Origin of the sequence: Brachybacterium phenoliresistens, from assembly GCF_039530785.1 — a bacterium.
Classification (GTDB): domain Bacteria; phylum Actinomycetota; class Actinomycetes; order Actinomycetales; family Dermabacteraceae; genus Brachybacterium; species Brachybacterium phenoliresistens.
The window spans coordinates 281,056-307,860 of record NZ_BAAAOW010000001.1; the positions used below are offsets into that span (position 1 = coordinate 281,056).

Annotated in this window: 25 protein-coding genes; 12 read left to right on the top strand and 13 right to left on the bottom strand. The window is 73.8% G+C overall.

The features are described 5' to 3' along the window. Nucleotides 1–4: 4 nt before the first annotated feature. A complete protein-coding gene (locus tag ABD234_RS01255; RefSeq protein WP_084148171.1) occupies nt 5–982 on the top strand; it encodes a DMT family transporter in 978 nt (325 codons plus the stop codon). 32 nt (nt 983–1,014) lie between these two features. Continuing rightward, nucleotides 1,015–1,452: a VOC family protein gene (locus tag ABD234_RS01260; protein ID WP_038370212.1), complete on the top strand. Its 438-nt coding sequence runs from the start codon at nt 1,015–1,017 to the stop codon at nt 1,450–1,452. An 18-nt stretch (nt 1,453–1,470) separates the two neighbouring features. Here ABD234_RS01260 and ABD234_RS01265 read toward each other — a convergent pair whose 3' ends face one another. Beyond that, complete coding sequence (locus ABD234_RS01265) at nt 1,471–3,147, bottom strand: MFS transporter (RefSeq protein WP_084148170.1); 1,677 nt, start codon at nt 3,145–3,147, stop codon at nt 1,471–1,473. 201 nt (nt 3,148–3,348) lie between these two features. Here ABD234_RS01265 and ABD234_RS01270 point away from each other — a divergent pair, with 201 nt between their 5' ends. Then, complete coding sequence (locus ABD234_RS01270) at nt 3,349–3,837, top strand: SRPBCC family protein (RefSeq protein ID WP_038370211.1); 489 nt, start codon at nt 3,349–3,351, stop codon at nt 3,835–3,837. 69 nt (nt 3,838–3,906) lie between these two features. On the opposite strand, the gene ABD234_RS01275 is transcribed toward ABD234_RS01270, so the two are convergent. Next, entirely contained in the window at nt 3,907–4,725 is an 819-nt protein-coding gene (locus tag ABD234_RS01275; RefSeq protein WP_038370210.1) for a TrmH family RNA methyltransferase, read from the bottom strand. 7 nt (nt 4,726–4,732) lie between these two features. Further along, nucleotides 4,733–5,527, bottom strand: coding sequence for an ABC transporter ATP-binding protein (locus ABD234_RS01280; RefSeq protein WP_038370209.1), 795 nt, complete (start codon nt 5,525–5,527; stop codon nt 4,733–4,735). 96 nt (nt 5,528–5,623) lie between these two features. On the opposite strand from ABD234_RS01280, the gene ABD234_RS01285 reads away from it, so the two are divergent. After that, nucleotides 5,624–7,096: a ribonuclease catalytic domain-containing protein gene (locus ABD234_RS01285; protein ID WP_051486393.1), complete on the top strand. Its 1,473-nt coding sequence runs from the start codon at nt 5,624–5,626 to the stop codon at nt 7,094–7,096. Then, nucleotides 7,093–7,890, top strand: a complete 798-nt coding sequence (locus ABD234_RS01290) for a hypothetical protein (RefSeq protein ID WP_344353491.1) — start codon at nt 7,093–7,095, stop codon at nt 7,888–7,890. The genes ABD234_RS01285 and ABD234_RS01290 overlap by 4 nt, the downstream gene beginning before the upstream one ends. A gap of 233 nt (nt 7,891–8,123) precedes the next feature. Here the strand turns inward: ABD234_RS01290 and glgA are convergent, their stop codons facing one another. Further along, complete coding sequence (gene glgA / locus ABD234_RS01295) at nt 8,124–9,311, bottom strand: glycogen synthase (protein ID WP_344353494.1); 1,188 nt, start codon at nt 9,309–9,311, stop codon at nt 8,124–8,126. 114 nt (nt 9,312–9,425) lie between these two features. Between glgA and glgC the strand changes: the two genes are divergently transcribed. Together glgC and serB are read left to right on the top strand one after the other, a co-directional pair. Beyond that, a complete protein-coding gene (gene glgC, locus ABD234_RS01300; RefSeq protein ID WP_038370207.1) occupies nt 9,426–10,667 on the top strand; it encodes a glucose-1-phosphate adenylyltransferase in 1,242 nt (413 codons plus the stop codon). Further along, on the top strand, nt 10,664–11,377 hold the full coding sequence (gene serB, locus ABD234_RS01305; RefSeq protein WP_344353499.1) for a phosphoserine phosphatase SerB: 714 nt from the start codon (nt 10,664–10,666) through the stop codon (nt 11,375–11,377). The genes glgC and serB overlap by 4 nt, the downstream gene beginning before the upstream one ends. Nucleotides 11,378–11,488: 111 nt before the next feature. On the opposite strand, the gene ABD234_RS01310 is transcribed toward serB, so the two are convergent. Continuing rightward, nucleotides 11,489–12,016: a SixA phosphatase family protein gene (locus ABD234_RS01310; RefSeq protein ID WP_038370206.1), complete on the bottom strand. Its 528-nt coding sequence runs from the start codon at nt 12,014–12,016 to the stop codon at nt 11,489–11,491. A 98-nt stretch (nt 12,017–12,114) separates the two neighbouring features. After that, nucleotides 12,115–12,840 (bottom strand): 3-oxoacyl-ACP reductase FabG, encoded by a 726-nt coding sequence (gene fabG / locus ABD234_RS01315; RefSeq protein ID WP_038370205.1) that lies wholly within the window; start codon nt 12,838–12,840, stop codon nt 12,115–12,117. A 144-nt stretch (nt 12,841–12,984) separates the two neighbouring features. On the opposite strand from fabG, the gene ABD234_RS01320 reads away from it, so the two are divergent. The 5 genes from ABD234_RS01320 to ABD234_RS01340 all read left to right on the top strand — a co-directional run bounded on the left by ABD234_RS01320 (nt 12,985) and on the right by ABD234_RS01340 (nt 18,041). After that, nucleotides 12,985–15,219 (top strand): hypothetical protein, encoded by a 2,235-nt coding sequence (locus ABD234_RS01320; protein ID WP_038370204.1) that lies wholly within the window; start codon nt 12,985–12,987, stop codon nt 15,217–15,219. Between the two features lie 119 nt (nt 15,220–15,338). Next, nucleotides 15,339–15,722, top strand: coding sequence for a hypothetical protein (locus ABD234_RS01325; RefSeq protein WP_232226149.1), 384 nt, complete (start codon nt 15,339–15,341; stop codon nt 15,720–15,722). Further along, nucleotides 15,719–16,702, top strand: a complete 984-nt coding sequence (locus ABD234_RS01330) for an SURF1 family cytochrome oxidase biogenesis protein (protein ID WP_344353505.1) — start codon at nt 15,719–15,721, stop codon at nt 16,700–16,702. The genes ABD234_RS01325 and ABD234_RS01330 overlap by 4 nt, the downstream gene beginning before the upstream one ends. Further along, the gene (locus ABD234_RS01335) at nt 16,674–17,516 is read left to right on the top strand and encodes a glycerophosphodiester phosphodiesterase family protein (protein WP_344353508.1); all 843 of its coding nucleotides are present in this window, start codon (nt 16,674–16,676) and stop codon (nt 17,514–17,516) included. The genes ABD234_RS01330 and ABD234_RS01335 overlap by 29 nt, the downstream gene beginning before the upstream one ends. Nucleotides 17,517–17,684: 168 nt before the next feature. Continuing rightward, nucleotides 17,685–18,041, top strand: coding sequence for an RNA polymerase-binding protein RbpA (locus ABD234_RS01340; RefSeq protein ID WP_038370198.1), 357 nt, complete (start codon nt 17,685–17,687; stop codon nt 18,039–18,041). Nucleotides 18,042–18,116: 75 nt separating this feature from the next. On the opposite strand, the gene ABD234_RS01345 is transcribed toward ABD234_RS01340, so the two are convergent. The 7 genes from ABD234_RS01345 to tatC are packed head-to-tail and all read right to left on the bottom strand — an operon-like array spanning nt 18,117 to nt 26,782. Continuing rightward, nucleotides 18,117–18,674: an FxsA family protein gene (locus tag ABD234_RS01345; protein ID WP_344353513.1), complete on the bottom strand. Its 558-nt coding sequence runs from the start codon at nt 18,672–18,674 to the stop codon at nt 18,117–18,119. Between the two features lie 47 nt (nt 18,675–18,721). Further along, nucleotides 18,722–19,465 (bottom strand): polyprenol monophosphomannose synthase, encoded by a 744-nt coding sequence (locus ABD234_RS01350; RefSeq protein ID WP_038370196.1) that lies wholly within the window; start codon nt 19,463–19,465, stop codon nt 18,722–18,724. Nucleotides 19,466–19,514: 49 nt separating this feature from the next. Continuing rightward, on the bottom strand, nt 19,515–21,191 hold the full coding sequence (gene lnt, locus ABD234_RS01355; protein WP_344353516.1) for an apolipoprotein N-acyltransferase: 1,677 nt from the start codon (nt 21,189–21,191) through the stop codon (nt 19,515–19,517). After that, nucleotides 21,188–21,931, bottom strand: coding sequence for a hypothetical protein (locus tag ABD234_RS01360; RefSeq protein WP_344353519.1), 744 nt, complete (start codon nt 21,929–21,931; stop codon nt 21,188–21,190). The genes lnt and ABD234_RS01360 overlap by 4 nt, the downstream gene beginning before the upstream one ends. Nucleotides 21,932–21,966: 35 nt before the next feature. Then, nucleotides 21,967–24,927, bottom strand: a complete 2,961-nt coding sequence (locus ABD234_RS01365; RefSeq protein WP_038370193.1) for a DEAD/DEAH box helicase — start codon at nt 24,925–24,927, stop codon at nt 21,967–21,969. Beyond that, on the bottom strand, nt 24,924–25,868 hold the full coding sequence (locus ABD234_RS01370; RefSeq protein ID WP_038370192.1) for a diacylglycerol/lipid kinase family protein: 945 nt from the start codon (nt 25,866–25,868) through the stop codon (nt 24,924–24,926). The genes ABD234_RS01365 and ABD234_RS01370 overlap by 4 nt, the downstream gene beginning before the upstream one ends. Next, nucleotides 25,865–26,782 carry a twin-arginine translocase subunit TatC gene (tatC, locus tag ABD234_RS01375; protein WP_344353526.1) on the bottom strand — a complete coding sequence of 306 codons (918 nt, stop codon included), beginning with the start codon at nt 26,780–26,782 and terminating at the stop codon, nt 25,865–25,867. The genes ABD234_RS01370 and tatC overlap by 4 nt, the downstream gene beginning before the upstream one ends. Nucleotides 26,783–26,805 lie beyond the last annotated feature (23 nt).

Sequence of the window (26,805 nt, forward strand, 5' to 3'; positions counted from 1 at the left end):
GGCCATGACCACGACCACCATTCCGGGGACCGCCCCCGCCGCTCCGTCGCCGGTTCCCGCCGGGCCCGCGCGCTGGGGCCTGACGGCCCTGACCGCGATCGCCCCGGCCGTCTGGGGGACGACCTACGCCGTGACCACCCTGCTGCTCCCCGAGGGCCACCCCCTGTTCGCGGCGATGGTGCGTGCCCTGCCCGCCGGGCTGATCGCCCTGCTCATCGCCCGCCGCCTGCCGCGCGGGGCGTGGTGGTGGCGGAGCCTGGTGCTGGGCACGCTGAACATCGGCGCCTTCTTCCCGCTGCTGTTCCTCGCCGCCCAGAATCTGCCCGGCGGGGTCGCGGCGACGCTGGGGGCCTCGCAGCCGATCCTCGTCGCCCTGCTGGCCGTCGCGATCCTCCACGAGCGGCTGTCCGCCTGGCGGGTCGGCTGGGGAACGGTCGGCCTGCTGGGCGTCGCCCTGGTGGTGCTGGGCCCGGACGCCGCGCTCGACCCGATCGGCCTGCTCGCCGGCCTGGCCGGCGCCGCGTCGGTCGGCGCCGGCATCGTGCTCACCAGGAGATGGGGCCGACCCCCAGGGGTCTCCGCCATCGGCTTCGCCGGATGGCAGCTGACCGCCGCCGGCCTGGTGCTGCTGCCGCCGGCCCTGCTCCTGGACGGCGTGCCGGCGGGCATCGACGCAGCGGCCGTCGTCGGGTTCCTGTGGCTGGGGCTGGCCGGGGCGCTGCTGGCCTATGCCCTGTGGTTCTCCGGGGTGACCCGCCTGCCCGTGACCGCGACCGCGCCGCTGGTGCTGCTGTCGCCGCTGGTGGCCGCGGGCCTCGGGGCGGTCGTCGCCGACGAGGTCCTGGGCCCGGTGCAGCTGGCCGGCTTCGCCCTCGCCCTCGCGGCGATGGTCAGCGCGCAGCTGCCCGCACCGGCGCGCCGCACCCCGCCCGGCCGCCGCATGCACGCCGTCCCGTCCGCCGGGGCAGGCCGGGAGCGGTGACGCCGGCCACACCGACGGCGTAGGGTCTGCCCATGGCCATCGCACTCGAGAACGTCGGCATCGCGGTCCGTGACATCGACGCCGCCATCGCCTTCTTCACCGACCTGGGCCTGTCCCTCGTCGGCCGGGACACCGTCAGCGGGGAGTGGGCCGACACCGCCGTCGGCCTGGACGGCAACCACGCCCGCATCGCCGTGCTGCAGACGCCCGACGGGAACGGCCAGCTCGAGCTGTTCGAGTACATCCATCCGGAGGCGATCGAGACCGAGCCGACGCTCCCCCACGAGATCGGCATGCACCGGGTCGCCTTCTCCGTCGACGACCTGGACGCCGCCCTGGAGATCGCGGCCCGGCACGGCTGCCACCCGCTGCGCGGCGTCGCGACCTACGAGGACATCTACCGCCTGACGTACCTCCGCGGCCCCAGCGGGATCCTGGTGATGCTCGCGCAGGACCTGCGCACCCCCTGACGGGGGACGCTCCCCCGGTCAGCGCGGGGCGCGGCGGGTCCTCGGGCGGGGCCGCCGTCGTCGCGGGGCGTCCGGGGAATCCGCCGGCGAGGCCGCCATGGTCGGCGGGATCAGGTGGCGCCCCTGCGGCGGCCGGGAGACGAAGGCCTGGACGGCCGCCTCGATGCGCTGGTCCGCGGCGGTGAGACGGTCGCGGTGCTGGGCCTGGTGCTCCTCCCAGGTGTCGACCATGAAGGACTCGACGAAGACCTCCGGGGTCTCGGCGACGCGGTAGAGCTCCCACCGGCTGGCGCCGTTGCGCAGCCGGGAGCGGCGCAGATCGGCGGTGGTCGCGAGGAACGCGGCATCGTCGGCCGCGGGCACCCGGTACTCGACGCTGACCACGATCGGCCCGTGCGTGGGCTGGATCTCGATCGGGACGTTCACATCGCCCCAGAACGGCATGCTGCGCGGATCGGCGTCGCGGACGTCCGGCATCCGCAGCAGCACGCCGGAGACGGAGGTCAGCGCCAGCAGCACCCCGGCGGTGAGGAACGCGGCGACGACCCCGGTCCACGCGGCGAGCTGACCCCAGAGGATCGAGGCGATCGCCTGCGATCCCGTGAAGGTGACCAGGTAGACCGAGAGGCCGCGGGCCCGCACCCAGGACGGCAGCACGAACTGGAGCTCCGCGTTGAGCGTGGAGATCACGGCGGTCCAGGCGGCGCCGGCGAGGATCAGCGCGGCGAGGGCGACGACGAACACCGGCACCAGCACCAGGATCGCGAGCACCACGGCGTACAGCAGACCGGACAGGACCAGGAGTGTCCCGGTGGCCATCACCCCGCGCAGCCGGCCGACGGTCAGCGCCGCGAGGATCGCCCCGAGCCCGAGCGCCCCGAACAGCGCGCCGTAGGCTCCCGCGTCCACGCCCAGGCGCTCCGTCGCCACCAGCGGGATCAGCGCCCACAGGATCGTCGCCGGGGCGATGAACAGCACCGCGCGCAGCAGGATGCGACGGACCATCGCATCGTGCCGGACGTAGCGGACCCCGGCGCGCAGCGCCGGCAGGAACCGCTCCCGCGCCGGCGGGGCGAGGGTCCGCGCCGGGCGCCGCCAGGTCAGCAGGGTGCCGGCGAGGATCAGGGCCGTGGCCGCGGTGAGCACGAACACCCACGGGACCCCGGCCGCGCCGATGAGCACGCCGGCGATCGCCGGTCCTGCGGCCCGGCCGAAGTTGACCCCGACCATGTCCAGGCGCGTCGCCGCCCCGAGCTCGTCGCGCGGGACGATGTCCGGCAGCGAGGACTGCCAGGCGGGGATCTGGAACGCCGTGCCGATGGCGAGCAGGAAGGTGAAGGCGAGCACCACCGGCGGGGAGGCGAGACCCAGCGCCGTGACCACGGCCAGGCTGAACGCCCCCACCGCCATGTACGTCTGCACCACCACGATGATCCAGCGCTGGTCGAAGCGATCGGCGACCACCCCGCCGGGCAGGGTGAACAGCATCATCGGCAGCGTCGCGGCGGTCTGGATCAGGGCGACCGTGACGCTCGCGTTCGGGCCGTTGACCAGCAGCCACTGGGCGCCGACGGTCTGCCCCCAGAAGCCCACGTAGCTCACGACGATCGCGGGCCACAGCCAGCGGAATCCGGAACGGCGCAGCGGCGCGAAGGCGCCCGGCTCCCCCGATCCCGGGGATGGGTCCGTCGTCATGGTTCGGGTCGCCTCGGTCTCTCTCGGGCGCCGCGTCGGCGCGGCCGCCGATGGTCTGCTCCATCGTGAGCTGCAGGATAGGGCGCGACAGGGCCCGGTGGAAGCGGGCGCGACCGCTCCGCCCCCCGCACGTCGCGGCGCGGTGGGACAATCACCCTCGTATCCGCCTGACGATGCTCGCCTCCCCGGGGAAGGGGTCCGATGAGATTCACCGTCCGCCTCGAGATCGCTCTGCCCCGCGAAAAAGTCCTCGACCTGCTCACCGACCCGGCGCAGCGGCCGAAGTGGCTGCGCGGCCTGGTGCGGCACGAGCCGGTGCACGGGCGCGAGGGGCAGGTCGGGACGGTCTCCACGGTCGAGCTCCGCTCCGGGAAGGGGACCATGCAGTGCACCGAGACCATCACCCGTCGTGAGCCGGAGGACCTGGGCCAGGCCCGTCCGGAGCAGGTCGTCCGGTACGAGCGCGAGATCCTCGCCCCCGGCATGTGGAGCGCCGCCCGGGAGCGGCTGAGCGTGGCCGGGCCGGAGCGCACGCTGTGGGAGAGCGAGAACGAGTACCGGTTCACGGGAGCGATGCGATGGTTCGCGCCGTTCCTGCGCCGGGCCTTCATCGCGCAGACGCGCTCGCACATGGAGGACTTCCGGGCCTTCGCCGAGCACGGGACGGACGTCCGCGCCCAGGACCGCTGACCCTCGCCCCGGGGGACGGTCGGGTCGCGTGGGCCGGGCGCGCCGAGCGGGGCGATCCCGCCGACGCCGTCAGGTCCGGGGCTGCGCTCGCGTGGCGTAGAACGCGACGGCCGAGCTCGCGGCGACGTTCAGGGAGTCGACGCCGTGCATCATCGGGATCGTCACCCGCCGGTCCAGCAGGCGGTCCGCCGCCGGGGTGAGGCCGTGCCCCTCCGTCCCGAAGACGAGGGCGAGCTTCTCGGGGCACTCCGCGACGAGCTCGTCCAGGGCGATCGAGCCCTCGCCGAGGGTCATCCCGGCGACCACGTACCCGGCCTCCTGGAGCGCGGCGATCCCGCCCGGCCACGGGTCGATCCGCGTCCACGGCACCTGGAACACCGTGCCCATCGACACGCGGATCGCGCGACGGTACAGCGGATCGGCGCAGCGCGGCGTCACCAGCACCGCATCGACGCCGAGCGCCGCCGCGGAGCGGAAGATCGCGCCCACGTTGGTGTGGTCCACGATGTCCTCGATGATCGCCACCCGCGACCGCTCCCGGCTCGCCAGCAGCTCCGGCACCGTCCGCAGCACCGGCCGCTGCATGGCCGCCAGCGCTCCGCGGTGCAGGTGGAAGCCGGTGAGCTGCTCCAGCAGCGCCGCCTCGCCCACGAACACGGGGACGTCCGGCCACGGCTCGAACAGCGGCGCGAAGCGCGGCAGCCACTTCTCGCTCATGAGGAAGGACCGCGGGGCGTGGCCGGCGTCCAGCGCCCGCGAGATGACCTCGTAGCTCTCGGCCATGAACAGGCCGCGCTCCGGCTCGATCCGGGACCGCAGGCGCACATCGGTCATGCGCAGGTAGTCGTCCAGCCGCGGGTCCTCGGCGGAGTCGATCCGCTCGATCATCGGCCGCTCAGCCGAGCTGGACGGCGCGCGCGGAGAACCGCTCGCCGTGGTTCTGGACCACCAGCGGCAGCCCGAAGGTGCGGGTGAGGTTCTGCGAGGTGAGGGTCCCCTCGATCGGCCCGGCGGCGACCACGCCGCCCGCGCGCAGCAGCAGGGCATGGGTGTACCCCGGCGGGATCTCCTCGACATGGTGGGTGACCAGCACCGTCACCGGGGTCTGCGGATCCTTCGCCAGGCGTCCCAGGTTGCGCACGAGCTCCTCGCGTCCGCCCAGGTCCAGGCCGGAGGCCGGCTCGTCCAGCAGCAGCAGCTCGGGGTCGGTCATCAGGGCGCGGGCGGACAGCACGCGCTTGCGCTCGCCGGTGGACAGGGTGCCGAACATCCGGTCGGCCAGCTCCGCCACGCCGAAGGCGCCCAGCAGGCCGCGGGCGCGGTCGAGGTCCTCCTCGTCGTACTGCTCCCGCCACCGGCCCACGATCGAGTAGCCGGCGGTGACCACGACGTCCAGCGCCGTCTCCTCCACCGGGACGGTCTCGGCGAGCTCCTGGGAGGCCAGGCCGATCAGCGGGCGGATCTCGAAGATGTCGGTGCGGCCCAGCCGCTCCCCGAACAGGTCGACGGTGCCGGAGGTGGGGTGCAGGCGCGCGGCGAGCAGGCGCACCAGGGTGGACTTGCCGGCGCCGTTGGGCCCCAGCACCACCCAGCGCTGCCCCTCGTCGATGCGCAGGGACACGGAGTCCAGGAGGTGGCGTCCGCCGCGACGGACGACGACATCGGTGAGTTCAGCTGCAGCATCGGGCATGGTCCAGAGCCTATCGGCTCCGCGCCCGCCTCCCTGCCGTGCGACGCGCCCGCACCTAGACTGTGCCCAGTCCCCCAGCCGACCCCAGGAGGTCCCGTGGCGCACCGAGCCGTCTCGCTCCATGTCCCGCGCGGATCGGTCGCGCGGGCCGCCCTCGAGGAGGGCATCGACGCCCTGGTCGCCGAGGCCGGGAAGGACCTGCCGCGGGAGTTCCCGCCGGAGGTCCTCGCCGCCGCCCGGGCCGCCGCCGACTGGTCCTCCCGGGCCGGGGACCGGACGGATCTGCGGGAGGTCCCCTTCGTCACCCTCGACCCGGCCTCCTCCACCGACCTCGACCAGGCCATGCATCTGTCCCGCGACGGGGACGGATTCCACGTCCTCTACGCCATCGCGGACGTGCCGCTGTTCGTCGAGCTCGACGGGGTGATCGACGCGGAGGCCCGCCGCCGCGGCGCCACCGTCTACCTCCCGGACCGGCGCATCCCGCTGCATCCCGAGGTGATCTCCGAGGGCGCCGCCTCCCTGCTGCCCGGGCAGGACGCCCCGGCCTTCGTGTGGGACATGCATCTGGACGGACGCGGGGAGCTGGAGACCGTCGCCCTCGAGCGGGCCGTGGTCCGCTCCCGGGAGAAGCTCGGCTACGACGCCGTGCAGGACGAGCTGGACGCCGGCCGCGGCCACCCGATGATGCGGCTGCTGCTCGAGATCGGCGCGCTGCGCGCCGGGATCGAGGCCGAGCGCGGCGGGGCCAGCCTGAACGTCCCCGAGCAGGAGGTCGAGGAGGACGGAGAGCTGCTGCGCATCTCCTGGCGGCGCCCGCGGGAGATCGAGGACGCCAACGCGCAGATCTCCCTGCTCACCGGTATGGCCGCGGCACGGCTCATGATCGACGGCGGCAGCGGGATCCTGCGGACGATGCCGCCGGCCGAGCCCCGCGCGATCGAGCGCTTCCGCCTGCAGGGCGAGGCGCTCGGGGTGACCTGGCCGGAGGGGATGCCCTATGGCGAGTTCCTGCGCACCCTGGACTGGCGCGAGGGACGCCACCTGGCGCTGCTGAACCAGGCGTCCTCCCTGTTCCGCGGCGCCTCCTACGCGGCGTTCCGCAGCGCGGAGGAGCTGCCCGAGGATCCGGTGCAGTCCGCGATCGCCGCTCCCTACGCGCATGCGACGGCGCCGCTGCGCCGGCTGGTGGACCGCTTCGTGCTGCTGATGTGCCTGGCCCACTCGCGCGGCGAGGAGCCGGATGCGGCGCTGCTCGCCGCGCTCCCGCAGATCCCGGAGGCGATGCAGGCCACGGCGGCGCGCGCCGGGGCGCTGGAGCGTGCCGCGATCGATCTGGTCGAGGCGGAGGCCCTGCGCGCCCATGTCGGCGAGGAGCTCGAGGCGACCGTCATCGACCGGCGCGAGGCCGGGGAGTCCTCGCCGCTGCGCGTGGAGGTGCAGCTCTCGCAGCCGCCGGTGACGGGATGGGTCGAGGCCGATGCGCAGCTCGGCGAGGTGCTGCGCGTGCGTCCCGAGGCCGCCGACGCCTCTGCCGCGCCCCGCCTGGTGGCGGTGGGTCGCCCGTGAGCGAGGCCTTCCCCGACCTCTCCCCGCAGATCCCCCGCGACCTGGTCCCGCTGCCGCGGGCGGCGTCCCTGCTGCTGTGGGCCGGGGCGTACCTCCGCGGCGACGTCGGCCCGGACGACGCGGTCTCGATCGCCCACGGCGCCGGGCACCGCCAGCGCACTGCCGACGGCGAGGACCTGTTCGACTGGATGACGCAGCTGCGCCGCCTGCCCCTGGCCCAGGCCCGCCTGGTGCTGCCCCAGCCCGGCCGGATCGCCGGGCTCATCGGCCCTCCGGCCGCGATCACCCGCGCGGTGATGGCCGAGCAGGCGATCGTCGTCACCGCGGCGGGGCTGGGAGAGCACACCCTGGTGCCGGAGGTCGACGAGCTCGGCGCCGACGGCGCCCGCGGTGTCGAGGTGACCTGGAGCCGGATCCCCGGCACCGCCGCCCAGGTGGTGCCGCCGGCGAACTCCTCGGGGGCGCGGGAGGAGCTGCTGCGGGCGCTGCGCCGGGCGGCCGACGGCTCCGCCCACCTGGATCTCGTCCCGGAGGAGCCGATCCCCCAGGCCGCCCTGCCCGCCGGATGGACGGCGGCGGGCCTGCCCCGCCACGTCCCCGGGCCCGCCCGGCATCTGCTGACCCTCGCGGCCCGGACCCTGCTTCTGACCCGCACCGAGCTCGCCGCGGAAACCGCCGCCCCGTCCCTGTCCGGGGCGAGCCGGCGCGAGCAGATCCTGCGCGAGCTGGCCGATGCCTCCCGGGAGGCCCTGGTGGACCAGGTCACCGCCGTGGTCGCCGCCGAGATGCCCTGACCCGGTCGCCGTGCCCGCGCACCACCCCGCCGGAGGTCATTCTGCGTCGCTTGAACGGGTGTTCAAGCGACGCAGAATGACTTCTGGCGGGCATCGTGACGCCTGACGGGCACCGCAGGCACCGAGCCCGCGGGAAGCGCCGTGACGTGCCGGGGCCCGGCGGTGCGGCGACCGCCGTGACGTGCCGGGGCCCGGCGGTGCGGCGACCGCCGGGCCCCGGGGCCACGGGACGCTCAGGCGTCGAGCACCGTGCGGTAGACCTCCAGGGTGCGCTGCGCGATCGAGGTCCAGGAGAAATGGTCGGCCGCTCGGCGCCGCGAGGCCTCGCCCATCTCCCGGGCGCGCTCGGAGTCGGAGACGGCGCGGGTGAGCGCCGCGGCGAGGTCGGCCACGAAGGTCTCCGGCTCGAGGGGGGTGCCGGTGCCGTCGTCGGCCTGGGCCAGGGGCACCAGGTACCCGGTCTCCCCGTCGACGACCACCTCGGGGATGCCGCCGGTCGCGGAGCCGACCACGGGGGTGCCGCAGGCCATGGCCTCGAGGTTCACGATGCCCAGGGGCTCGTAGATGCTCGGGCACACGAAGGTGGTGGCGTGGGTGAGGATCTGGGTGAGCTGGTCCCGCGGGAGCATGTCGGAGATGAGGTGGACGCCCTGGCGGCTGCGCTGCAGCTCCGCGACGAGCGTCTCGACCTCGTGCGCGATCTCCGGGGTGTCGGGGGCTCCGGCGCAGAGCACGACCTGCACGCCCTCGGGCAGCTCGCGCACGGCGCGCAGGAAGTACGGGAGGCCCTTCTGGCGGGTGATCCGGCCGACGAACACGATGGTGGGGGCCTCGGGGTCGATGCCCCGGGAGGTGAGCACGTCGGTGGCGCGGTTGGGCGACCACTCCTCGATGTCGATGCCGTTGTGGACCACGTGCACCCGCGCCGGGTCCACCGCCGGGTAGGAGCGCAGGATGTCCTCGCGCATGCCTCCGGAGACGGCGATGATGCCGGCCGCGGCCTCGTAGGCAGTCCGCTCGGCGAAGGAGCTCAGCGCGTATCCGCCGCCCAGCTGCTCGGCCTTCCAGGGGCGCAGCGGCTCGAGCGAGTGCGCCGAGAGCACGTGGGGGGCGCCGTGGAGGAGCTGCGCGAGGTGGCCGGCGAAGTTCGCGTACCAGGTGTGGGAGTGCACCAGGTCCGCGCCCGCGCAGTCCGAGGCCATCGGCAGGTCGGTCCCCAGGGTCACCAGGGCGGAGTTCGCCCCCGCGAGCTCGACGGGCGCCCGGTAGGCGGTGACGCCCTGCTCGTGGCGGTCCGCGCCGAAGCATCGGACCCTCACGTCGATCAGGGGGCGCAGCACCCGGGTGAGCTCGGCGACATGGACGCCGGCGCCTCCGTACACCTCGGGCGGGTACTCCTTCGTGAGCAGATCGACGCGCATGTTTCCTCCCAGGACGTGGTCGTATGCAGGCACGGACCGCTCCCCGGGACGGGCCCGCGGTCCGGATGTGGGACCGTGACGTGATCCGGCCCACAGAGGCATTATCCTTCAGCCATGTCGAAAAAGGTCCTCGCCATCGTCCTCGCCGGCGGAGAGGGGAAGCGGCTCATGCCCCTGACCCTCGACCGGGCGAAGCCTGCCGTCCCGTTCGGCGGCATCTACCGCTTGATCGACTTCGCGCTGTCGAACATCGTGAACTCCGGGTTCCTCCGGATCGTGGTGCTCACCCAGTACAAGTCGCACTCCCTGGACAAGCACATCGCCCAGACGTGGCGCATGAGCTCGCTCCTGGGCAACTACGTCGCCCCGGTGCCCGCGCAGCAGCGCATGGGCAAGCACTGGTACCGCGGCAGCGCCGATGCCATCTACCAATCCCTCAACCTCATCCGCGACGAGAAGCCGGACTACGTCGTCGTGGTCGGTGCGGACAACATCTACCGCATGGACTTCTCGCAGATGGTCGATGCCCACGTCGAATCCGGCAAGTCCTGCACCGTCGCAGCGATCCGCCAGCCCATCGAGGAGTCCGACCAGTTCGGCGTCATCGAGACCGTCGAGAACGACCCCACCAGCATCGCCCGCTTCGTCGAGAAGCCCAAGGAGACGCAGGGCCTGGCCGATGACCCCAGCCAGATCCTCGCCTCGATGGGCAACTACGTCTTCGACGCGGACGCCCTCGTCGAGGCCGTCACGCGGGACGGCGCGAACGACGACTCGGCGCACGACATGGGCGGCGACATCGTCCCCTACTTCGTCGAGCGGGGCGACGCGGCGGTGTACGACTTCATCCGCAACGACGTCCCCGGCTCCACCGACCGCGACCGCGACTACTGGAGGGACGTCGGCACCATCGACGCCTTCTACGAGGCCCATATGGACCTCATCTCCATCCATCCGGTCTTCAACCTCTACAACGAGCAGTGGCCGACCTTCGCCGGGGTGCGCAACGTGCCGCCCGCGAAGTTCGTCCATGCCGGTCCCGGCCGTGTCGGCTCGGCGGTCGACTCGATCGTCTCTCCCGGCGTGGTCGTCTCCGGCGCGCAGGTGTCCAACTCCGTGCTCTCGCCGGGCACGCGCTGCCATTCGTGGTCGCACGTGTCCGACTCCGTGGTGATGGACAATGTGACGGTGGGACGACACAGCCAGATCCATCGCGCCATCATCGACAAGGACGTGGTGATCCCTCCGCGCACCCAGATCGGCCTGGACGCGGAGAAGGACCGCGCCCGGGGCTTCGTGGTGACGCCCTCGGGGATCACCGTGATCGGCAAGGGAACGGTCATCACCCCCGGATGAGCAGCGCACCCCTTCCCCGCATCGATTCCGATCACGGGACGGGAGCGGCCCCGGCGACCGCTCCCGTCACCGGGATCCTCGTCTCCGACGTCGACTCGACCTTCCTCACCCAGGAGGTCATCGAGCTCGTCGCCGACCATGCCGGCACCCGCGAGCAGGTCGAGGAGGTCACCACCCGTGCCATGCGCGGGGAGCTGGACTTCGCGGACTCGCTGCATGCGCGCGTGGCGACCCTGGCCGGCCTGTCCGAGGAGGCCCTGGCGCAGGTCCGCTCCTCCCTCGTCCCGACCCCGGGGGCTGTCGAGCTCTTCGCGGCGGCGCGGTCGCGGGGCTGGGTGACGGCGCTGGTCTCCGGCGGCTTCCACGAGGCGATCGACGAGCTCGCCGCCGCGGCGGGCGTCGACCTGGTCGTCGCCAACCGCTTCGAGGTCGCCGACGGCCGCCTGACCGGCCGGGTGTCCGGCCCGGTGGTGACCGCCGAGCGCAAGGAGCAGGTCCTGCGGGAGCTCGCCGCGCGCCACGGGGTCCCGCTCTCCCGGACGGTCGCCATCGGCGACGGCGCCAACGACGCGCTGATGGTCCGCGCGGCCGGGACCGGCATCGCCTTCTGCGGCAAGCCGGCCCTGCGGGAGGTGGCCGATGTCGAGCTCGAGGGGCCCAGCCTGCTCGATGCCCTGCCCTACCTGGAGGAGGCGGCCGCGCGCGGCTGATCCTCCCTGCACAGCAGTCGGCGCCCGCCCCGGATCCGGGGCGGGCGCCGACTGCAGGAGGCGCGCGGTGCGTCGTGCGGCGGGGCCGCGGGCGATGCCCGCCGGCGGCGGTCAGCTGCGCACGATGGTGTGCAGCGTCATCGAGGCCTCCCGGACCTCGGACCAGTCGTCCTGCCGGCCCGTCAGCACGCTCATCGCGCCGGTGGGCAGGCCGATCCGGGCCTGCGCGACCGAGGACGGATCCGAGGAGTCGTCATCGGCCAGGAAGCTGCTGAGCGTGGACATGGTGGGCTCGTGACCGATCACCATCACCACGTGGTGCTTGGGCTTGCGACCGCCGATGAGGGCGAGGACCTCCGCCGGGCCGCCATGGTAGATGTCCTCGTGGAAGGTGACGCGGCCGTCGAAGCCGGGCATCGTCTCCAGGACGCTCTGCCAGGTCTCCCGGGTGCGCAGCGCATCGGAGACCAGCACCCGGGAGGGGCGCACGCCCTGCGACTCGAGGTACTCCCCGATCATGCGCGCCTGGGCGCGGCCCTTGTCGTGGAGCGGGCGATCATGATCGCTGTCCGCGGCGGCGTCGGCCTTCCCGTGGCGCATGAGCAGCAGGAGGCGACTGTCAGGGTCGGAGGATGCCATGCGGCGAGATCACACCTTCATCGTGGTCCGGGACACGGGGGCGGTCCGGGACCGGTTCGCGCGGGGCGCCGCCGGGATCGGCGGCGCGGAGTCGGGCATCAGTGTCCCATGCCGAGGCCGCCGTCGACGGGGATCACGGCGCCCGAGATGTAGGACGCATCGTCCCCGGCGAGGAAGGCCACGACGCGGGCCACCTCGGAGGGATCGGCGAAGCGCGCGGCGGGGATCGCCTTGAGGTACTGGGACTTCAGCTCCTCGGGCAGGCCGTCGGTCATCTCCGTGGCGATGTAGCCGGGGGCCACGACGTTCGCGGTGATGCCGCGGCTGCCCAGCTCCCGGGTCAGCGAGCGGGCGATGCCGACCAGGCCGGACTTCGAGGCGGCGTAGTTGACCTGCCCGGGCGAGCCGTACAGGCCCACCACCGAGCTGATCAGGATGATGCGCCCCTTCTTCTTGCGCATCATGCCCTTGATGGAGCGCTTGACGGTCCGGAAGGAGCCGGTGAGGTTCGTGTCGACGACGGACTCGAAGGAGGCGTCGTCCATGCGCAGCAGCAGCTGGTCGTCGGTGATGCCGGCGTTGGCGACGAGCACCTCGACCGGTCCGTGCGCCGCCTCGATCTCCGCGAAGGCGGCGTCCAGCGAGGCGCCGTCGGTGATGTCCGCGGCCACGGTGAGCGCGCCCTCGGGGCCTCCCTGGCCCGAGCGGCTGGTGACGGCGACCTTGTCTCCGCGACGGACGAACTCCTCCGCGATCGCGCGTCCGATGCCGCGATTGCCGCCGGTGATCAGCACGCTGCGGGGCTCGGGGGCGGTCGTGTCCATGAAGGGCTCCTCGGGGTCGGATGGCGGGTCCCGCGCGGGCGACGGGACGTGTGCTCTACGATACGGGGCGAGTGCTGTGCCGCTGGGTCGCCTCCTGGGCGACCGCGGCGCCGCCCCGTTCAGACGATGGAAGGTAGCAGGCACATGGCCTACCGCTTCAACCCGCCGCCCAACTGGCCGATCGACGATCCGGCCTGGACGCCGCCGCCGGGATGGCAGCCCGATCCGTCGTGGGGACCCGCGCCGCAGGGATGGAACTTCTGGGTGGAGGGTTCCGAGGCCCCGGCCGTCGACGACGACGCGACCCGGCTCTCCACCACGGAGCCGACCGGTGCGACCCCGGAGCCGACCGCCGCGGCGCCGCAGCAGACGGCACCGGCGGAGCATGCTCCGGACGCCGCCGCTCCCGCAGGGTCCGCGGCGGACGCCTCCGCGCAGCAGGATGGCTCGGTGCAGCACGATGCCTTCGCGCAGCACGATGGCTCGGTGCAGCACGATGGCTCGGCGCAGCACGATGCGGACGCGACGCACGTCGCCGATGCCCCCGCTCCCCAGGACCCCGACGCGACCCATGTGGCCGGCGCTCCGGCCGCGGCGTCGGCCGCCGCCCCCGCGGTCGCAGCCGAGGCCGCGACGGAGGCTCCGGTCGTCGCCGGGACCCCTGGCGCTCCGGGCTCCGACCCCCTCGCCGCCGGCACCGAGGCCGACGCGCCCGCCGCGGACCAGGGCCTCCCCGCCGCTGCCGAGGCGGCGCCCGCGACCGGCGCTCCTGCCGCCCACGGCGCGCAGGCGCCGGCGGCATCCTTCGGAGCGGACGCCCCCGAGGCTCCCGCGAGCACCGAGGAGCCGTTCGGGGACGATGCCCCGGCCGCCTCCAGCGACGCCGAGCAGATCCTCGAGGGCCAGGGCGGCTCCGCCGAGGCCGCCCAGGCGGCCCCGGCGCAGGACGCCGCTGCCGCCCCCTCCGAGGCGCCGGCCTCCGCTCCGGCGCCGGCACCGGGACAGGACTCCTCGGCGGGCGCCGGCCCGTCGGCCGGGGCGGACCACGAGCTCCCTCCGACGGCTCCCCATGACCCGCAGGCCGACTCGGCGGAGACCGCCGAGTACGACGGCCCGAACCTCGAGGCGGACCTCCAGCAGGCCACGCCCTACGAGGACGCGGAGCCCGCAGCCGATCAGGCCGCCGGATCCGACTCCTCGGGCGCTCCGGTCGCCGGCGCAGCGGCCATCGGCGGGGTCGGCGCGGCGGCCGCCTATGGAGCCACCAGCTCGGAGCAGGCCCCCTCGGCCCCGCAGTACGGCCAGGATCAGCAGTACGGCCAGGACGCCCAGCAGCCGTCCGCAGAGCCTGCGGCTGCGGCCGCGTCGGGCCAGGCCGCCTACGGAGAGGCCTCCTCGGCCGCCGCCCCCGGACAGGATCCGTCGGCGGCCGGCTACGGGCAGGACCCCGCGGCGGCGTACGGGCAGGCCTCCCCCGCCTCCGGCTACGGCCAGGGCTCCTCGGCCGCCGGCTACGGCCAGGCATCCCCCTCGGCGGGATATGGGCAGGGCTCCCCCGCCGCCGGCTACGGCCAGGCATCCCCCTCGGCCGGCTACGGCCAGGCATCTCCGGCCGCCGGCTACGGCTCCCCCGCGGCCTTCGGCTCGGCCTCGGATCCCGCCACGGGCGGTTCCGGTGCGCAGTGGGCCACCGCCGAGGGCGCGGGCCAGGGCCCGAAGAAGGGGCTGTTCGCCCGCTTCTGGTGGGTCGGATGCATCGTCCTGGTGCTCGTCTTCGGGCTGATCGCGCTGCTCATCGGCGGCATCGTCCTGTTCAACCGCAGCGGCGGCGGCGACCCGACCTCCGCCCCCACCACCTCCCAGAGCACGGAGGAGACGACCGAGGCCACCGAGCCCAGCGAGGATCCGACGGAGGAGGAGACCTTCGAGGAGCCCACCGCGGTCACCCCCTCGGTGCTGCCCACCGTGGATCCCGCCGCCACCCCGGTCGACGTCATCTCCTCCGACGGCAAGGGACAGGTCACCGTGTCCATGGAGTGGCTGCCGGCGGACAAGCTCCCCAGCACCTACGGCGGCACCGTCACGCCCGGGCAGTTCCCCGAGTTCCTCGTGGTCACGGCCAAGGTGACGGTCACCGACGGCACGATGGACTTCCGCGGCTACATGTTCTCCGTGGTGACGCCCTACGGCGGCACGGTGAACGAGGCGCTCAGCACCTACGAGCTGGCCGATGCGGGAACCGACATCGACGCCCCGGACACGTTCTCCGCCGGGGACGAGTACACCATCAAGACGATCTTCGACGTCTCCCGCAGCGGCGGCCTGAAGCTCGTCTACGACAACTACAGCGACCAGTACACCTGGGACGTGCCTGCGTGACGAAGGTCTTCAATCCGCCGCCCGCCTGGCCGGAGCCCCCGCATGACGGATGGGCTCCGCCGGCCGGGTGGCGGCCTGAGCTGCAGTGGGGTCCCGTCCCTGCCGGGTGGCGGACCTGGGTGCCCGCCGAGCAGGTCCACGACGTCGGCGGGCCGCTGCTGGAGTCCGAGGACGTCCCCGCCAGCGGCGCCCGACCGCGGCCCAGGGTCCAGGACTACCCTGTCACGGTGCTCAACCCAGGAATGTGGTCCCAGAACCATCTCGAGGCCGAGGACTTCGGCTTCGGACCGGAGAAGGAGCGCCGCGAGCGCCCGCGGCTGCGGCTGGCGGTGACGATCACCGTGACCGCCCTCGGATTCCTGCTGGCCGCCGCGACGGCGGTCCTGTTCGTCCGCCTGGCGGACTTCGCGGTCCATGACCTGCCCAGCCGCTCCAGCGCCGATGCGGCCTTCAGCGCACCGGCAGCGCCCGTCCCGGCGATCGACGCCGTGCACGGAGCATGACGCCCCGGGACGACTCCCCGCGCAGTCCGCTCCGTGATGCGATCCTCGCGGTCACCGCGATCCTCGTGGCGGTCGCGCTGTGCATCGGCCTCGGGGTGTGGCAGTGGCATCGCTTCGAGAGCAAGCGCGAGGTCGCCGCGACGATCCGCGCCAACTACGACGCCCCGCCGGCGCAGCTGCGCGATCTGCTCCCCGCGCCCGACTCCCAGCTCACCGCGGCCCAGGACTGGACTCCCGTCGAGCTGGCCGGCCATTACTGCACCGAACCGGGCTGCGTGCTCTACGTCCGCAACCGCCCTCTGGGCGCCGCCGTGGGCTTCTGGCAGCTGGTGCCCTTCGAGACGGCCGACGGCACGGTGCTGATCGTGCGCGGGTGGGTGGACTCCGACGAGGTCGAGTCCGCCCCGGCCGAGGAGCCCGAGATTCCCGAGGGCGAGATCACCGTGGTCGCCCACCTGCGCCCCGAGGAGCCCGTGCTGGGCGATCGCACCAACCCGGCCGGCCAGGTGCAGTCCGTCAACCCCGCCCAGTTCGCCGACCAGCTGCCCGTGGACGGCCCCGTCCACACCGGGGCCTACGGCGATCTCGTCTCGGAGTCGCCCACCGACATCGCCCGGCCCCGGCCGCTGGAGAAGCCCGAGACGAGCTTGGGCCCGCACCTGTCCTATGCATTCCAGTGGTGGATCTTCGCGCTGTTCTTCCCGGCGGCCCTCGTCGTCCGGGCCCGTCGGGCGCGACGGGACCGCCTCGAGGCGGAGGCCGCGGAGCGTGCGGCGACCGCGACCGTCGCAGCCGATGGGGAGGATCCGGCCGACGGGCCGCCGCACGGCCCCCGGGATCCCGGCGCACCCGGCGCGCCGCCGGCCGGCAGCCGCATCCGGAGGTCGCGCGGGGGCCGGCCGGCCCCGGCGCGCCGGTCCCGCGCCCGCACCCGAGACGAGGAGGAAGAGGATGCGCTCCTGGACGAGCACGACCGCTGACCCGCCGGCGCACGCCGGCGCACCGGGGACCGCCTCGCGGTTCCTGCCGGGCGCGAGGCCGCGACTGATCGCCCATCGGGGCCTGGCCCGGGACGGGGCCGAGAACACGATGCGCGCCTTCCATGACGCGATCGCCGCCGGCGCCACCATGCTGGAGACCGACACCCGCGCCACGGCCGACGGCGTCGCCCTCGCGGTCCACGACGCGACGCTCGAGCGCGTCGCCGGGGACCATCGGCACGTGGACACCCTGCGCATCACCGACCTGCCGGGGATCCGGGTGGCCGGGATCGAGCCGATCGCCCTGCTGGAGGACGTCCTGGGGTCCTTCGGCGACGTGCCCGTGAACATCGACGTCAAGGACCGTCGCGGCATCGTCCCCGCGGTCGGCGCCGTCGCCCGCACCCGCTCCGCGGACCGGATCTGCGTGACGAGCTTCGACGCCTCGATCGCGCGCCGCACCGTCGCAGGGATCCGGGCGACCACCGGACGCGCCCCGGCCCGCAGCCCCTCCCGCTCGGGCATCGCGGCCTTCCTCGCCGCCAGCGCCCTGGAGGCGCCGCGCGGAGCGGTGCGCCGGGTCCTGTCGCCCTACGGGGCGATCCAGGTCCCGCCGACCTACCGGGGAGTGCCCGTCGTCACCGCGCGCACCGTCGCCGCCGCCCACGGTGCCGGCTGCGAGGTGCACGTGTGGACCATCGACGACCGCCGGACGATGCGCGACCTGCTGCGCCTCGGCGTGGATGGTATTATCACCAATCGCGTCGATGTGCTCGCCGAGCTCCTGGAATCCGCGCCCCCGCCCCGCTCATGATCCGTCCCGGATCCGGTGGTGCATGCCGTCGGCACGACCGGCGGACGAGGGCCGCGCCACCCCCGGGAACAGGGCTGGAGCACAGGGCGTTGTGAAGGAGCGTGCGCTCCCCCGCTGCTCGGCGGGGTGCGGTGCACGGATCCTACCGTCGGGAGGAAGCGAGAGAGCATGAACAGCCGAAGCCTGCGAGGTACCCGCCTGGGGTCGCTCAGCATGGAGACCGATGACGGCGTGCTGGCCGCGCCCCGTCAGGAGGCCAACTACGACTGCCCGAACGGGCACACCATCGTGCTGCCGTTCTCCGTCGAGGCGGACGTGCCGCCGGTGTGGGAGTGCCGCTGCGGCGCGACCGCCGTGCTGCGCGACCACGAGAAGCCCGAGGAGAAGCCGGGCAAGCCGCAGCGCACGCACTGGGACATGCTCCTGGAGCGTCGCAGCGAGGAGGAGCTGCAGGTGCTCCTGGACCAGCGTCTGGCGCTGCTGCGCTCGGGCAAGCTGCACCAGAGCTCCAGCCGCACGCTCTGACGGCCCGGGTTCCTGCCCTGGATGCGTGAGCGCCCCGACCGATCCGGTCGGGGCGCTTCGTCGTCCGGGGCGTCCTCACCCCTGGGTGATGGTGGGCGGTGCGTCCTCGCCGGGCCGAGACGGGGACTGCGGCGAGGAGTCCTGGGCGTCGATGATGATCTCGCCCTGGATGACGCCGCTGCTGGTGCGCCGGTACAGGACCTTGCGGGCCGCATCGGATCCGCTGCCCAGGCCCACGGCGCGCACGGCCCGCCGCTGCACGGGGGTCAGCAGCAGCACCAGGGCGATCAGGTCCGTGATCAGGCCCGGGAAGAAGAACAGCATCGCCGCCAGCAGCGTGAAGGCGGGCCGGCTGAGATGGTCCTTGACGTCCCCGCTGCCGCGGACGGCGCGCACCAGCGACCTGAGGCGGACGAAGGACTGCTGGCCTGCGGCGACGAGCAGGGCGACGCCGACCACCCAGCCGACCACGATCACGAGCACCGACCACCACAGGGAGGTGTTCACGCCGATCGCCACGAGGATCGCGATCTCGGCCAGGCCCAGCACCAGGATGGCGATCGGCACGAGGATGCCGCGCACGGAACGGCGCGCACGGGGGTCCTGCGAGGTTCCGTTCTGCTGCGAGGTCATGGGCTCACTCTCCTGCCGGTGCCGCGGCGCCGACGCCGCGGCGGGTGTCACCGTCCACGGTAGCCGAGCACCCTGGAGAGCTGCCGTGCCCGGCGCTGCACGCCCCACTGGGTGACCCGCAGCAGCGCCTCGCCCACGATCGAGGAGTCCATCTTGCTGGTCCCCTCGCGCCGTTCGTCGAAGTCGATGGGCACCTCCCGGATCACCGCTCCCGCCTCGCGGCTGCGGCGCGTCATGTCGACCTGGAAGCAGTAGCCGTGGCTGGCCACATCGGCCTCCAGCAGCTCCCGCAGGAGATCGGCGCGGTAGGCCCGGAAGCCGGCGGTGGCGTCGTGCACGCCCAGGCCCAGCAGCACCCGCGCATACATGTTGGCGCCCCGCGAGAGGACCTCGCGGTGGCGGGCCCAGTCGTGCACGGCGCCGCCGCGCACCCAGCGGGACCCGATGGCGAGATCGGCGCCGCGGCGCACCGCCTCCAGCAGCCCGGGCAGCTGCTCGGGCCGATGGGAGGCATCGGCGTCCATCTCCACGAGGACGTCGTAGCCGTGCTCGAAGCCCCAGCGGAACCCGGCGATGTAGGCGGGGCCCAGGCCTTCCTTGCCGGCACGGTGCAGCACGTGCACGTGCGGGTCCTGCGCGGCGAGGGCGTCGGCCAGCTCGCCGGTGCCGTCCGGGGAGGCGTCGTCGGCGATGAGGACGTGCGCCTCGGGGACGGCGGCTCGCAGCCGTGCGAGGGTCCCCGGCAGGGCCTCGATCTCGTTGTAGGTGGGGATGATGACGAGCGTGCTCAGGGGTCTCTCCTCGGATGCGGCCGATGGGCTCGGCGCAGGGCGGGCGGGATCAGCGACGCCCGGGCGGGGCGATCGCGCGGTCCTTCCGGGTCAGGGCGGCCGCGACGCCGGCCAGGCCCAGGGCGCTGATGATCAGCGAGGTCCACCAGCCGGCGGCGACGGCGGGGGTGATGCCGGTGCGCAGGGGGACGTCCGCGACCACGGCGCCCTGCTCCCAGTGGCCGGTGCGGGCGAGCTCGCGGCCCTCGGGACCGTAGATCGCCGACTCCCCCACCGTGGAGACGTGCACGACGCTGCGCCCGCTGACGACGGCCAGCACCTTGGCCTCGGCGACCTGCTGGACCGCCTCGTGGGACTCGCCGAACAGGGCGTTGTTGGACTGGACGACGATCATCTGGGCGCCGTCGTCGACGACGTCGCGTACGAGGTTGTCGTAGGCGATCTCGAAGCAGATCAGCACGCCGATCGGCGGGCCGACGACGTCGGTCACCCCGACCTCCTCGCCGGCGATCATGTCCGAGGAGACCATGTCGACCTTGTCGGTGATCGCCCGGAAGAAGCTCCGCGCGGGGATGTACTCGCCGAAGGGCACCGGGTGGCGCTTGGCGTACTGGTAGACGACCTGGCCGTCGGGGGCGTACACCAGCGAGTAGTTGTAGCGGCGGCCGTCCTCGGTGGGGGTCTGGGTGCCGATCATGACGGGGGCGTCGGCCTGCCCGGAGAGGTCCACGATGGCCTGCTCGCGGTAGGGGTCGTCGCGCGGGTCCCAGCTGGTGGAGTCCTCGGGCCAGACGACGAGGTCGAGTTCCGTCCCCTCGCTCCGCAGGACCTCGTGGCTCATCGCGAGATGGTTCTCGAACACGCCCTCGGGCATGGTCAGGGCCACCGGATCGATGGGGTCCATGTTCCCCTGGATGCCGGCCACGCGCAGGGTGCTCTGCTGCGCCGGGGCCGGGTTCGGCGGGTACGGGACCAGCAGGCAGGCGGCGACGACCGTGATCGAGACGGCGATCGGCAGCAGGCCCGCGATCCCGCCGAGCCCGCGGCGGCTGCGGCCGGTCAGGGCGAGCACTCCCCGCAGGACCCCGAGGCCCAGCAGGGCGCACAGCAGGGCCAGGCCCGCGGTGCCGATCCACGGGCCGAGGTTCAGCAGCGGCGAGTCGGCCAGGGCGAAGGCGGAGGCGCCCCAGGGCAGCCCTCCCCAGGGGGCGTGGGACCGCAGCGTCTCCACGGCCACCCACAGCGCCGCGACGACCAGCGCGCTGCCCGGGCCGAGGCCCCGGCGCACGAGCACCGCCCGCGCCGGCACGGCGAACAGGACGGCGAACAGCGCCTGGAAGATGCCGAGGGCCAGCCACGGCATCGCGCCCGCATAGGTCGCCGCCCAGTGGGTCAGCGGCACGAAGAACCCCAGGCCCCAGGCGAAGGAGGCGAGCACGGTCGCGGTCGCGGTGCGGGTCAGGGCCGTCGCGCTCAGGGCCCCGATCGCCAGCGGCAGCAGGAACCAGAGGTCGTACGGCGGGAAGGCGGCGACGGCGGCGAGCCCGCCGGCCGCGCCGACCAGCACGGCCACGGACCCGGGGACGGGGCGCAGCGCCTCCTCCCGATGGGGCGGGCGGGATCCGCGCGCCCCGGCGGCCGAGCGGCCGCGCGAGCGGGCAGCGGCGCCGGAGCCGCGCGAGCGGGTGCTCGTCGCGCCGGACCGCCCGGTGCCGCCGCTGCTCATGCGGGCTCCGGCAGGCGGTCGTGGACGACGCGGCCGGAGACCACGGTGCGCAGGGCCTGCGGGAAGCCGTCGGTGAGGTCCGGGAGCATGGGGGTGCGGGAGCGCGGGTCCGTGGACCAGGTCTGGATGCGCTCGTCCTGCCCGCGCACGGTGAGGTCCCACGGCTCCCAGACCACGAAGGTCGCCTCCGTGCCGGGGTTCAGGGACCCGGGGTGGGGGGCGCCGGCCAGGCGCCGGCCGCCGCGGGTCGCGGCGAGGAAGGCGGCGCGGTCGCTGATGCGCTGCTCGAGCGGCCCCTCATGGGCGAGGGCGCGCACCCAGGTCCAGGGGTCGGCGGCGTCGGCACGGCCCCCTGAGCCGAGGGCGAGGGCGGTCCCCTCTCGGGTCAGGTCGAGGTAGGGGGCGCTCTGCACCGCGGGGGCCAGCACCGTGACGCCGTCGCGGGGGCCCAGGGGGCCGGGGACCGCCGCGGTGATGCCGCGTGCGAGCGCCTGCTCGAGCCAGCCGGCCTCGGGCTCGGAGCCATCGGCCGTGGGGGCGGCGTCGACGAAGGACGGGGTCACCAGGCAGCCCTCGGCGCGGATGCGCCGGGCCTGCGGGTGCAGCACGAGGGCGGAGTCCTCCGGACCGATCCACGCGACGGTGCCGTCCGCGACCAGCATCGCCGAGGCCTCCGGGTCCTGCGTGCTGTACAGCACGATCCCGGTGTAGAGGACGGGGAGGGAGGCGGTCTCGGTCATGATGCGGGGGTGTCCTTCACGAGGTGGGGCGGTGCTCATCTGTCGAACTCCTGGGCGACCAGGCCGCGGCGCACCGCCCGCACCGACTCGCGGGCCGTCGCCGCGACGCCGTCGACGGCGGCGAGCTGCTCGAGCATGTCGACGACCTGACGGCAGTGCCGCACGAAGTCCCCGGCGGTCATCCCGGAGTCGGCGATGGCGGCCGCGAAGTGCCGGCCCTGCGCCCAGCGGTGCACGATCGCGCTGGCTGCGGCATCGGGCGGAGTGGTGAGGTCGACGTCGTGGCGGGCCTGGGCCGCCCGCAACCGGTCGCCGATCGCCTCGGTCCGGGCCAGGACGTGCGCGAAACGGCTCGAGGCCGGCAGCTCCGGGGACCCGGCGTCGTCGCGCCGGGAGTCGTGGACCGCGGCGGAGACGATCGCGGCCAGCTCCGCGGGATCGAGATCCGCCCAGGCGCCCTGGTCGAGGCATTCGGCGATGAGCAGGTCGCGGTCGCTGAACAGGTGGCGCAGCCGCAGCCCTCGCGGCGTCGGCACCGGCGAGGCCTGCCGGTCCGCGGCGCCCGCCGGGTCCGGCTCCGGGTCCTCGATCAGCTCGAGATAGCCGAGCTCGAGGAGGAGATCCACGAGGTGGTCGAACTGCCGGGCGAGGGACGAGGTGCGCCCCTGGATGCGGCGCTCGTCCCGCTCGAGCTGGGCGGAGGCCTTGCGCCAGCGACCGGCCCAGCGCAGATGCGCCTCGATCTCCGGGCAGTCATGGCAGGGATGCTCGCGCAGCTGCTCGCGCAGCCGCAGCAGGGCATCGTCCTGGGCGGCGGTCGACGGGGTGCGCGGGGCGCGGGAGCGGACCTCGCGGCGGGGGTCGGGATCGTGCCCGGACAGCAGCTGGCGCAGGGCGCTGGCGGTGTCACGGCGCACCTTGGCGCTGCCCAGCCGCTCGGGCCGCGGCAGCTTCAGGGAGTCGATGACGGCCGGGGCCGAGGGCAGGTCGCCGGGATGCACGGCCCGCACCCGGGCGTCGGGGGTCAGCACCTCGACGCGGATGCCCTCGAGCACCTGCCGGTCCACGTCCAGCACCACGCCGTACCCGTTGCGCTTCCCGCCGGGCATGGCGACCACGTCCCCGCGCCGCAGGGAGCGCAGGGTGGAGCGGGTGCGGTCGCGGTCGGCGGCGGAGCGCTGCTGGGCGAGAGCCTTCTCGCGGGCGGCGATCTGCTCGGTCAGCTGCACGTACTCCAGCACGTCCCCGCGCTCGCAGTGCAGGGCCTCGCGGTAGGAGCGGACGGTGTCCTCGGTCTCGCGGGCCTTGCGGGCCAGCCCCACCACGGAGCGGTCCGCCTGGAACTGGGCGAAGCTCATCTCGAGCGTCTCCCGTGCCCGCTGCAGGTCGAAGCGGTCCAGCAGGTTCACCGCCATGTTGGGGGTGGGCCGGAACGCGGAGCGCAGCGGGTAGGTGCGGCGCGAGGCGAGGGAGGCGACCGCGTCCGCGTCGAAGCGCGGTCCGGCCACGACCACGGCATGGCCCTCGGTGTCGATGCCGCGGCGGCCCGCACGGCCGGTCAGCTGCGTGTACTCCCCCGGGGTCAGGTCGGCGTGCTCGGTGCCGTTGAACTTCACGAGCTTCTCGAGGACCACCGAGCGGGCCGGCATGTTGATGCCCAGCGCCAGGGTCTCGGTGGCGAACACGGCCTTGATCAGCCCCTGGGAGAACAGCTCCTCGACGAGGACCTTGAGCAGCGGGAGCATCCCCGCGTGGTGGGAGGCGACGCCGTTGATCGCGGCGCGTCGGAAGGCCGGCAGGTCCAGGATCTGCTCGTCCTCGTGGCCGATGACCGCGAGGCGCTCGGCGAGCACCGCGCGGATGCGGCGCTGCTCCTCCGGGGTCGTGAGCGTCAGGTGCGCCTGGGCGCACTGCCGGACGGCGGCGTCGCAGCCGGCGCGCGAGAAGATGAAGAAGATGCCGGGGAGCAGGGCGTGCTGGTCCAGGAGGGCGACGACGTCGGGGCGGCGCATCGGCCGCGAGCCCAGGCGAGGACCGCGACCGGCCCCGTGCTCGCCCGGGTCGGGCCGGCGATCGGAGCCGCCCCGGTGATCGGGCGGGCCGCTGCGGGAGCCGCGCAGCCGGTGGCGCCCCTGGGTGCCGTGACCGCGCCCTCGGCCGCGCCCGCCGTGCCGGCCGCGTCCGCCGCGACCGCCCCGGCCCTCGTCCTCGTCGCGGATCCGGGAGGTGCTCGTGCTTCCGGTCTGCGCGAGCGCCGGGTTGACGGTGCGCTCCCGGGCGGCGCCCGGACCGTGCGAGACCACGGGGCTGCCGGAGTCGTCGACGAAGAGGTCCAGCAGATCGTCCCCGGCGATGACGTGCTGCCACAGCGGCACGGGACGGGTCTCGGAGACGATCACGCGCACGGTCCCGCGGACCTCGTCGATCCAGGCGCCGAACTCCTCCGCGTTGGAGACGGTCGCGGACAGCGCGACCAGGCGCACGCTCTCGTCGAGGTGGATGATCACCTCCTCCCAGACCGGGCCGCGCAGGCGGTCGGCGAGGTAGTGCACCTCGTCCATCACGACGAAGCCCAGCCCGTCCAGGAGGGACGAGCCGGCGTACAGCATGTTGCGCAGGACCTCGGTGGTCATGACGACCACATCGGCATCGGGCCGCACGGAGGTATCCCCGGTGAGCAGTCCCACCCGGTCGTGGCCCAGCCACGCCGAGAGCTCCTCGTGCTTCTGGTTGGACAGGGCCTTGATGGGGGCGGTGTAGAAGACCTTGCGCCCCGTCTCCAGGGCCAGGTGCACCGCGAACTCGCCCACGACCGTCTTGCCGGCGCCGGTGGGCGCGGCCACCAGCACGGACTCGCCCTCCTGCAGGGCCTCGCAGCCGCGGATCTGGAAGGGGTCCAGGTCGAAGGGATAGCGCGCCTGGAAGCTGCCCAGAGGGGTGCGGCTGCGGCGGCGCTCCGCATCGAACTGGGCATAGCGCTCGGAGGGGGAGCTCACGCCGGTTCTCCTCGCAGTCGGTCGAGATCGGCCAGGATCCGCACGGCCCCCGGAGCGATGCGGACGGTCACCGGCAGCAGGCCGCGCGCCTCGCCGTCGGCGTAGGCGCGCACGTCGCGCCCGTGGCGCAGGCCGACGGTCACCTCCCGCACCCGCCGGGTGGAGAAGGCGGGATGGCAGACGTGGGTGCCCCGGTGCAGGCGCGGCATCATGCGCAGCAGGTCGCGGCGACCGGCGCCGGCCACGGTCGCCAGCTCCAGCAGGCCGTCGTCGACGATGCTGTCCGGGACGAAGCGGATGCCCCCGCCGAAGACTCCGGTGTTGGCGACCGTCAGCAGCGTGGCGTCGACCTCGTAGCGCTCCTCGCCGTCGACCTCCACCCAGTACGGCAGCGGGGAGAAGGCGGGCAGCTCGCGCAGCAGGGCGACGGAGTACCGCGACCCGAGGCCCCGCCCGGCGCTGTTGGCGCGGGCGTTGACCAGGGCGTCGAAGCCGAGGGAGACGTTCCCGAGCGCCAGGGAGCGGTGCGAGGGCAGGTTCTGGCTGCTGCTGACCTCCATCGCGTCGATCGCGGTGACGGGCCGGGACAGCGCATGCAGCAGCAGGCGCACGGACTCCTCCGGGGAGCCGACGGGCAGCTCCAGGGCGCGGGCGAAGTCGTTGCCGCTGCCGGCGGGGACGACGCCCAGGCGCACCGGGGTGTGGGCCACCAGGGAGGCGCCCAGGGATACCGTGCCGTCACCGCCGACGACGACGAGGGCGGTGAGGGTGTCGATGACCTCCTCGGCACGGGCCCGTGCGACGCGGGCGCTGGGGCCGGAGACGTCCACCACGGACAGACCGGCCAGGCGCAGCAGGTGCGCGACCTGGCGCCCCGTCCGGTGCGCCGCCCCCCGGGCCGCCGTCGGGTTCGACAGCAGCCCCACGCGCAGTCGGCTCACGAACGCCTCGTGCGGCGCGGTGCGTCCTCGTCGTCGTCGAGCGACGAGGGACCGTCGACGTCCTCGGGGGCGTCGTCGATGACGCTCGCCTCGTCGTCGGCGAGGCCGTCGTCCTCGGTCTCCTTCCTCCGCTTGTCGCGGATGATGCCGATGAGCACCGCGGCGAAGTACAGGCCGACCATCGGCAGCGCCATGAAGATCATGGTGAAGGGATCCGGGGTGGGGACCATGACGGCGGTGAAGCAGAAGCACAGGAAGGTGACCCAGCGCCATGCCTTGAGCATGGTCTTCCCCGGCAGGATGCCCAGGAAGTTCAGCAGGACCAGCACGACCGGCATGACGAACGCGATGCCGAAGGCGAGCATCGTCTTCACGAACAGTTTGAGATACGTCGGGAAGCTGATGTTCTGGACGATCTGCACGTCGTCGCCGCTGGGGGCGAAGCCCAGGAGGATCGGGACAGCCTTGTCCACCACCCAGTACCCGGCGAAACAGCCGATGAAGAACAGCGGAATGGCCGAACCGAAGAAGCCCAGCGCATAGCGGCGCTCGTTCTGGTGCAGACCCGGCATCACGAACGCCCAGGACTGGTACAGGAACATCGGGGCGGCGAGGATCAGACCGATGTACGCCGACACCTGCAGCTTGATGTTGAGGGGCGAGCCCGTCGTATCCAGGTTGAGGAAGGCATCGACGCCTTGAGCTCTCGCACGCTGGAAAGGCGCATCGAGGAGGTCGAAAACCCAGTCGTACAGGAACCAGCCGACGACTGCGGTGACGAGCACCGTCCCGGCGCACCAGAACAGACGGTTGCGCAGCTCCAAGAGGTGCTCCCCCAGGGCCATGCGGCCCTCGGGGTCCCTCTTCCGGCGCTTGGTCTTCGCCGAGTCCTTCGGTTGCGATGAGCTCGCCACGTGCGGTCTTCCTTCGTCCGCGA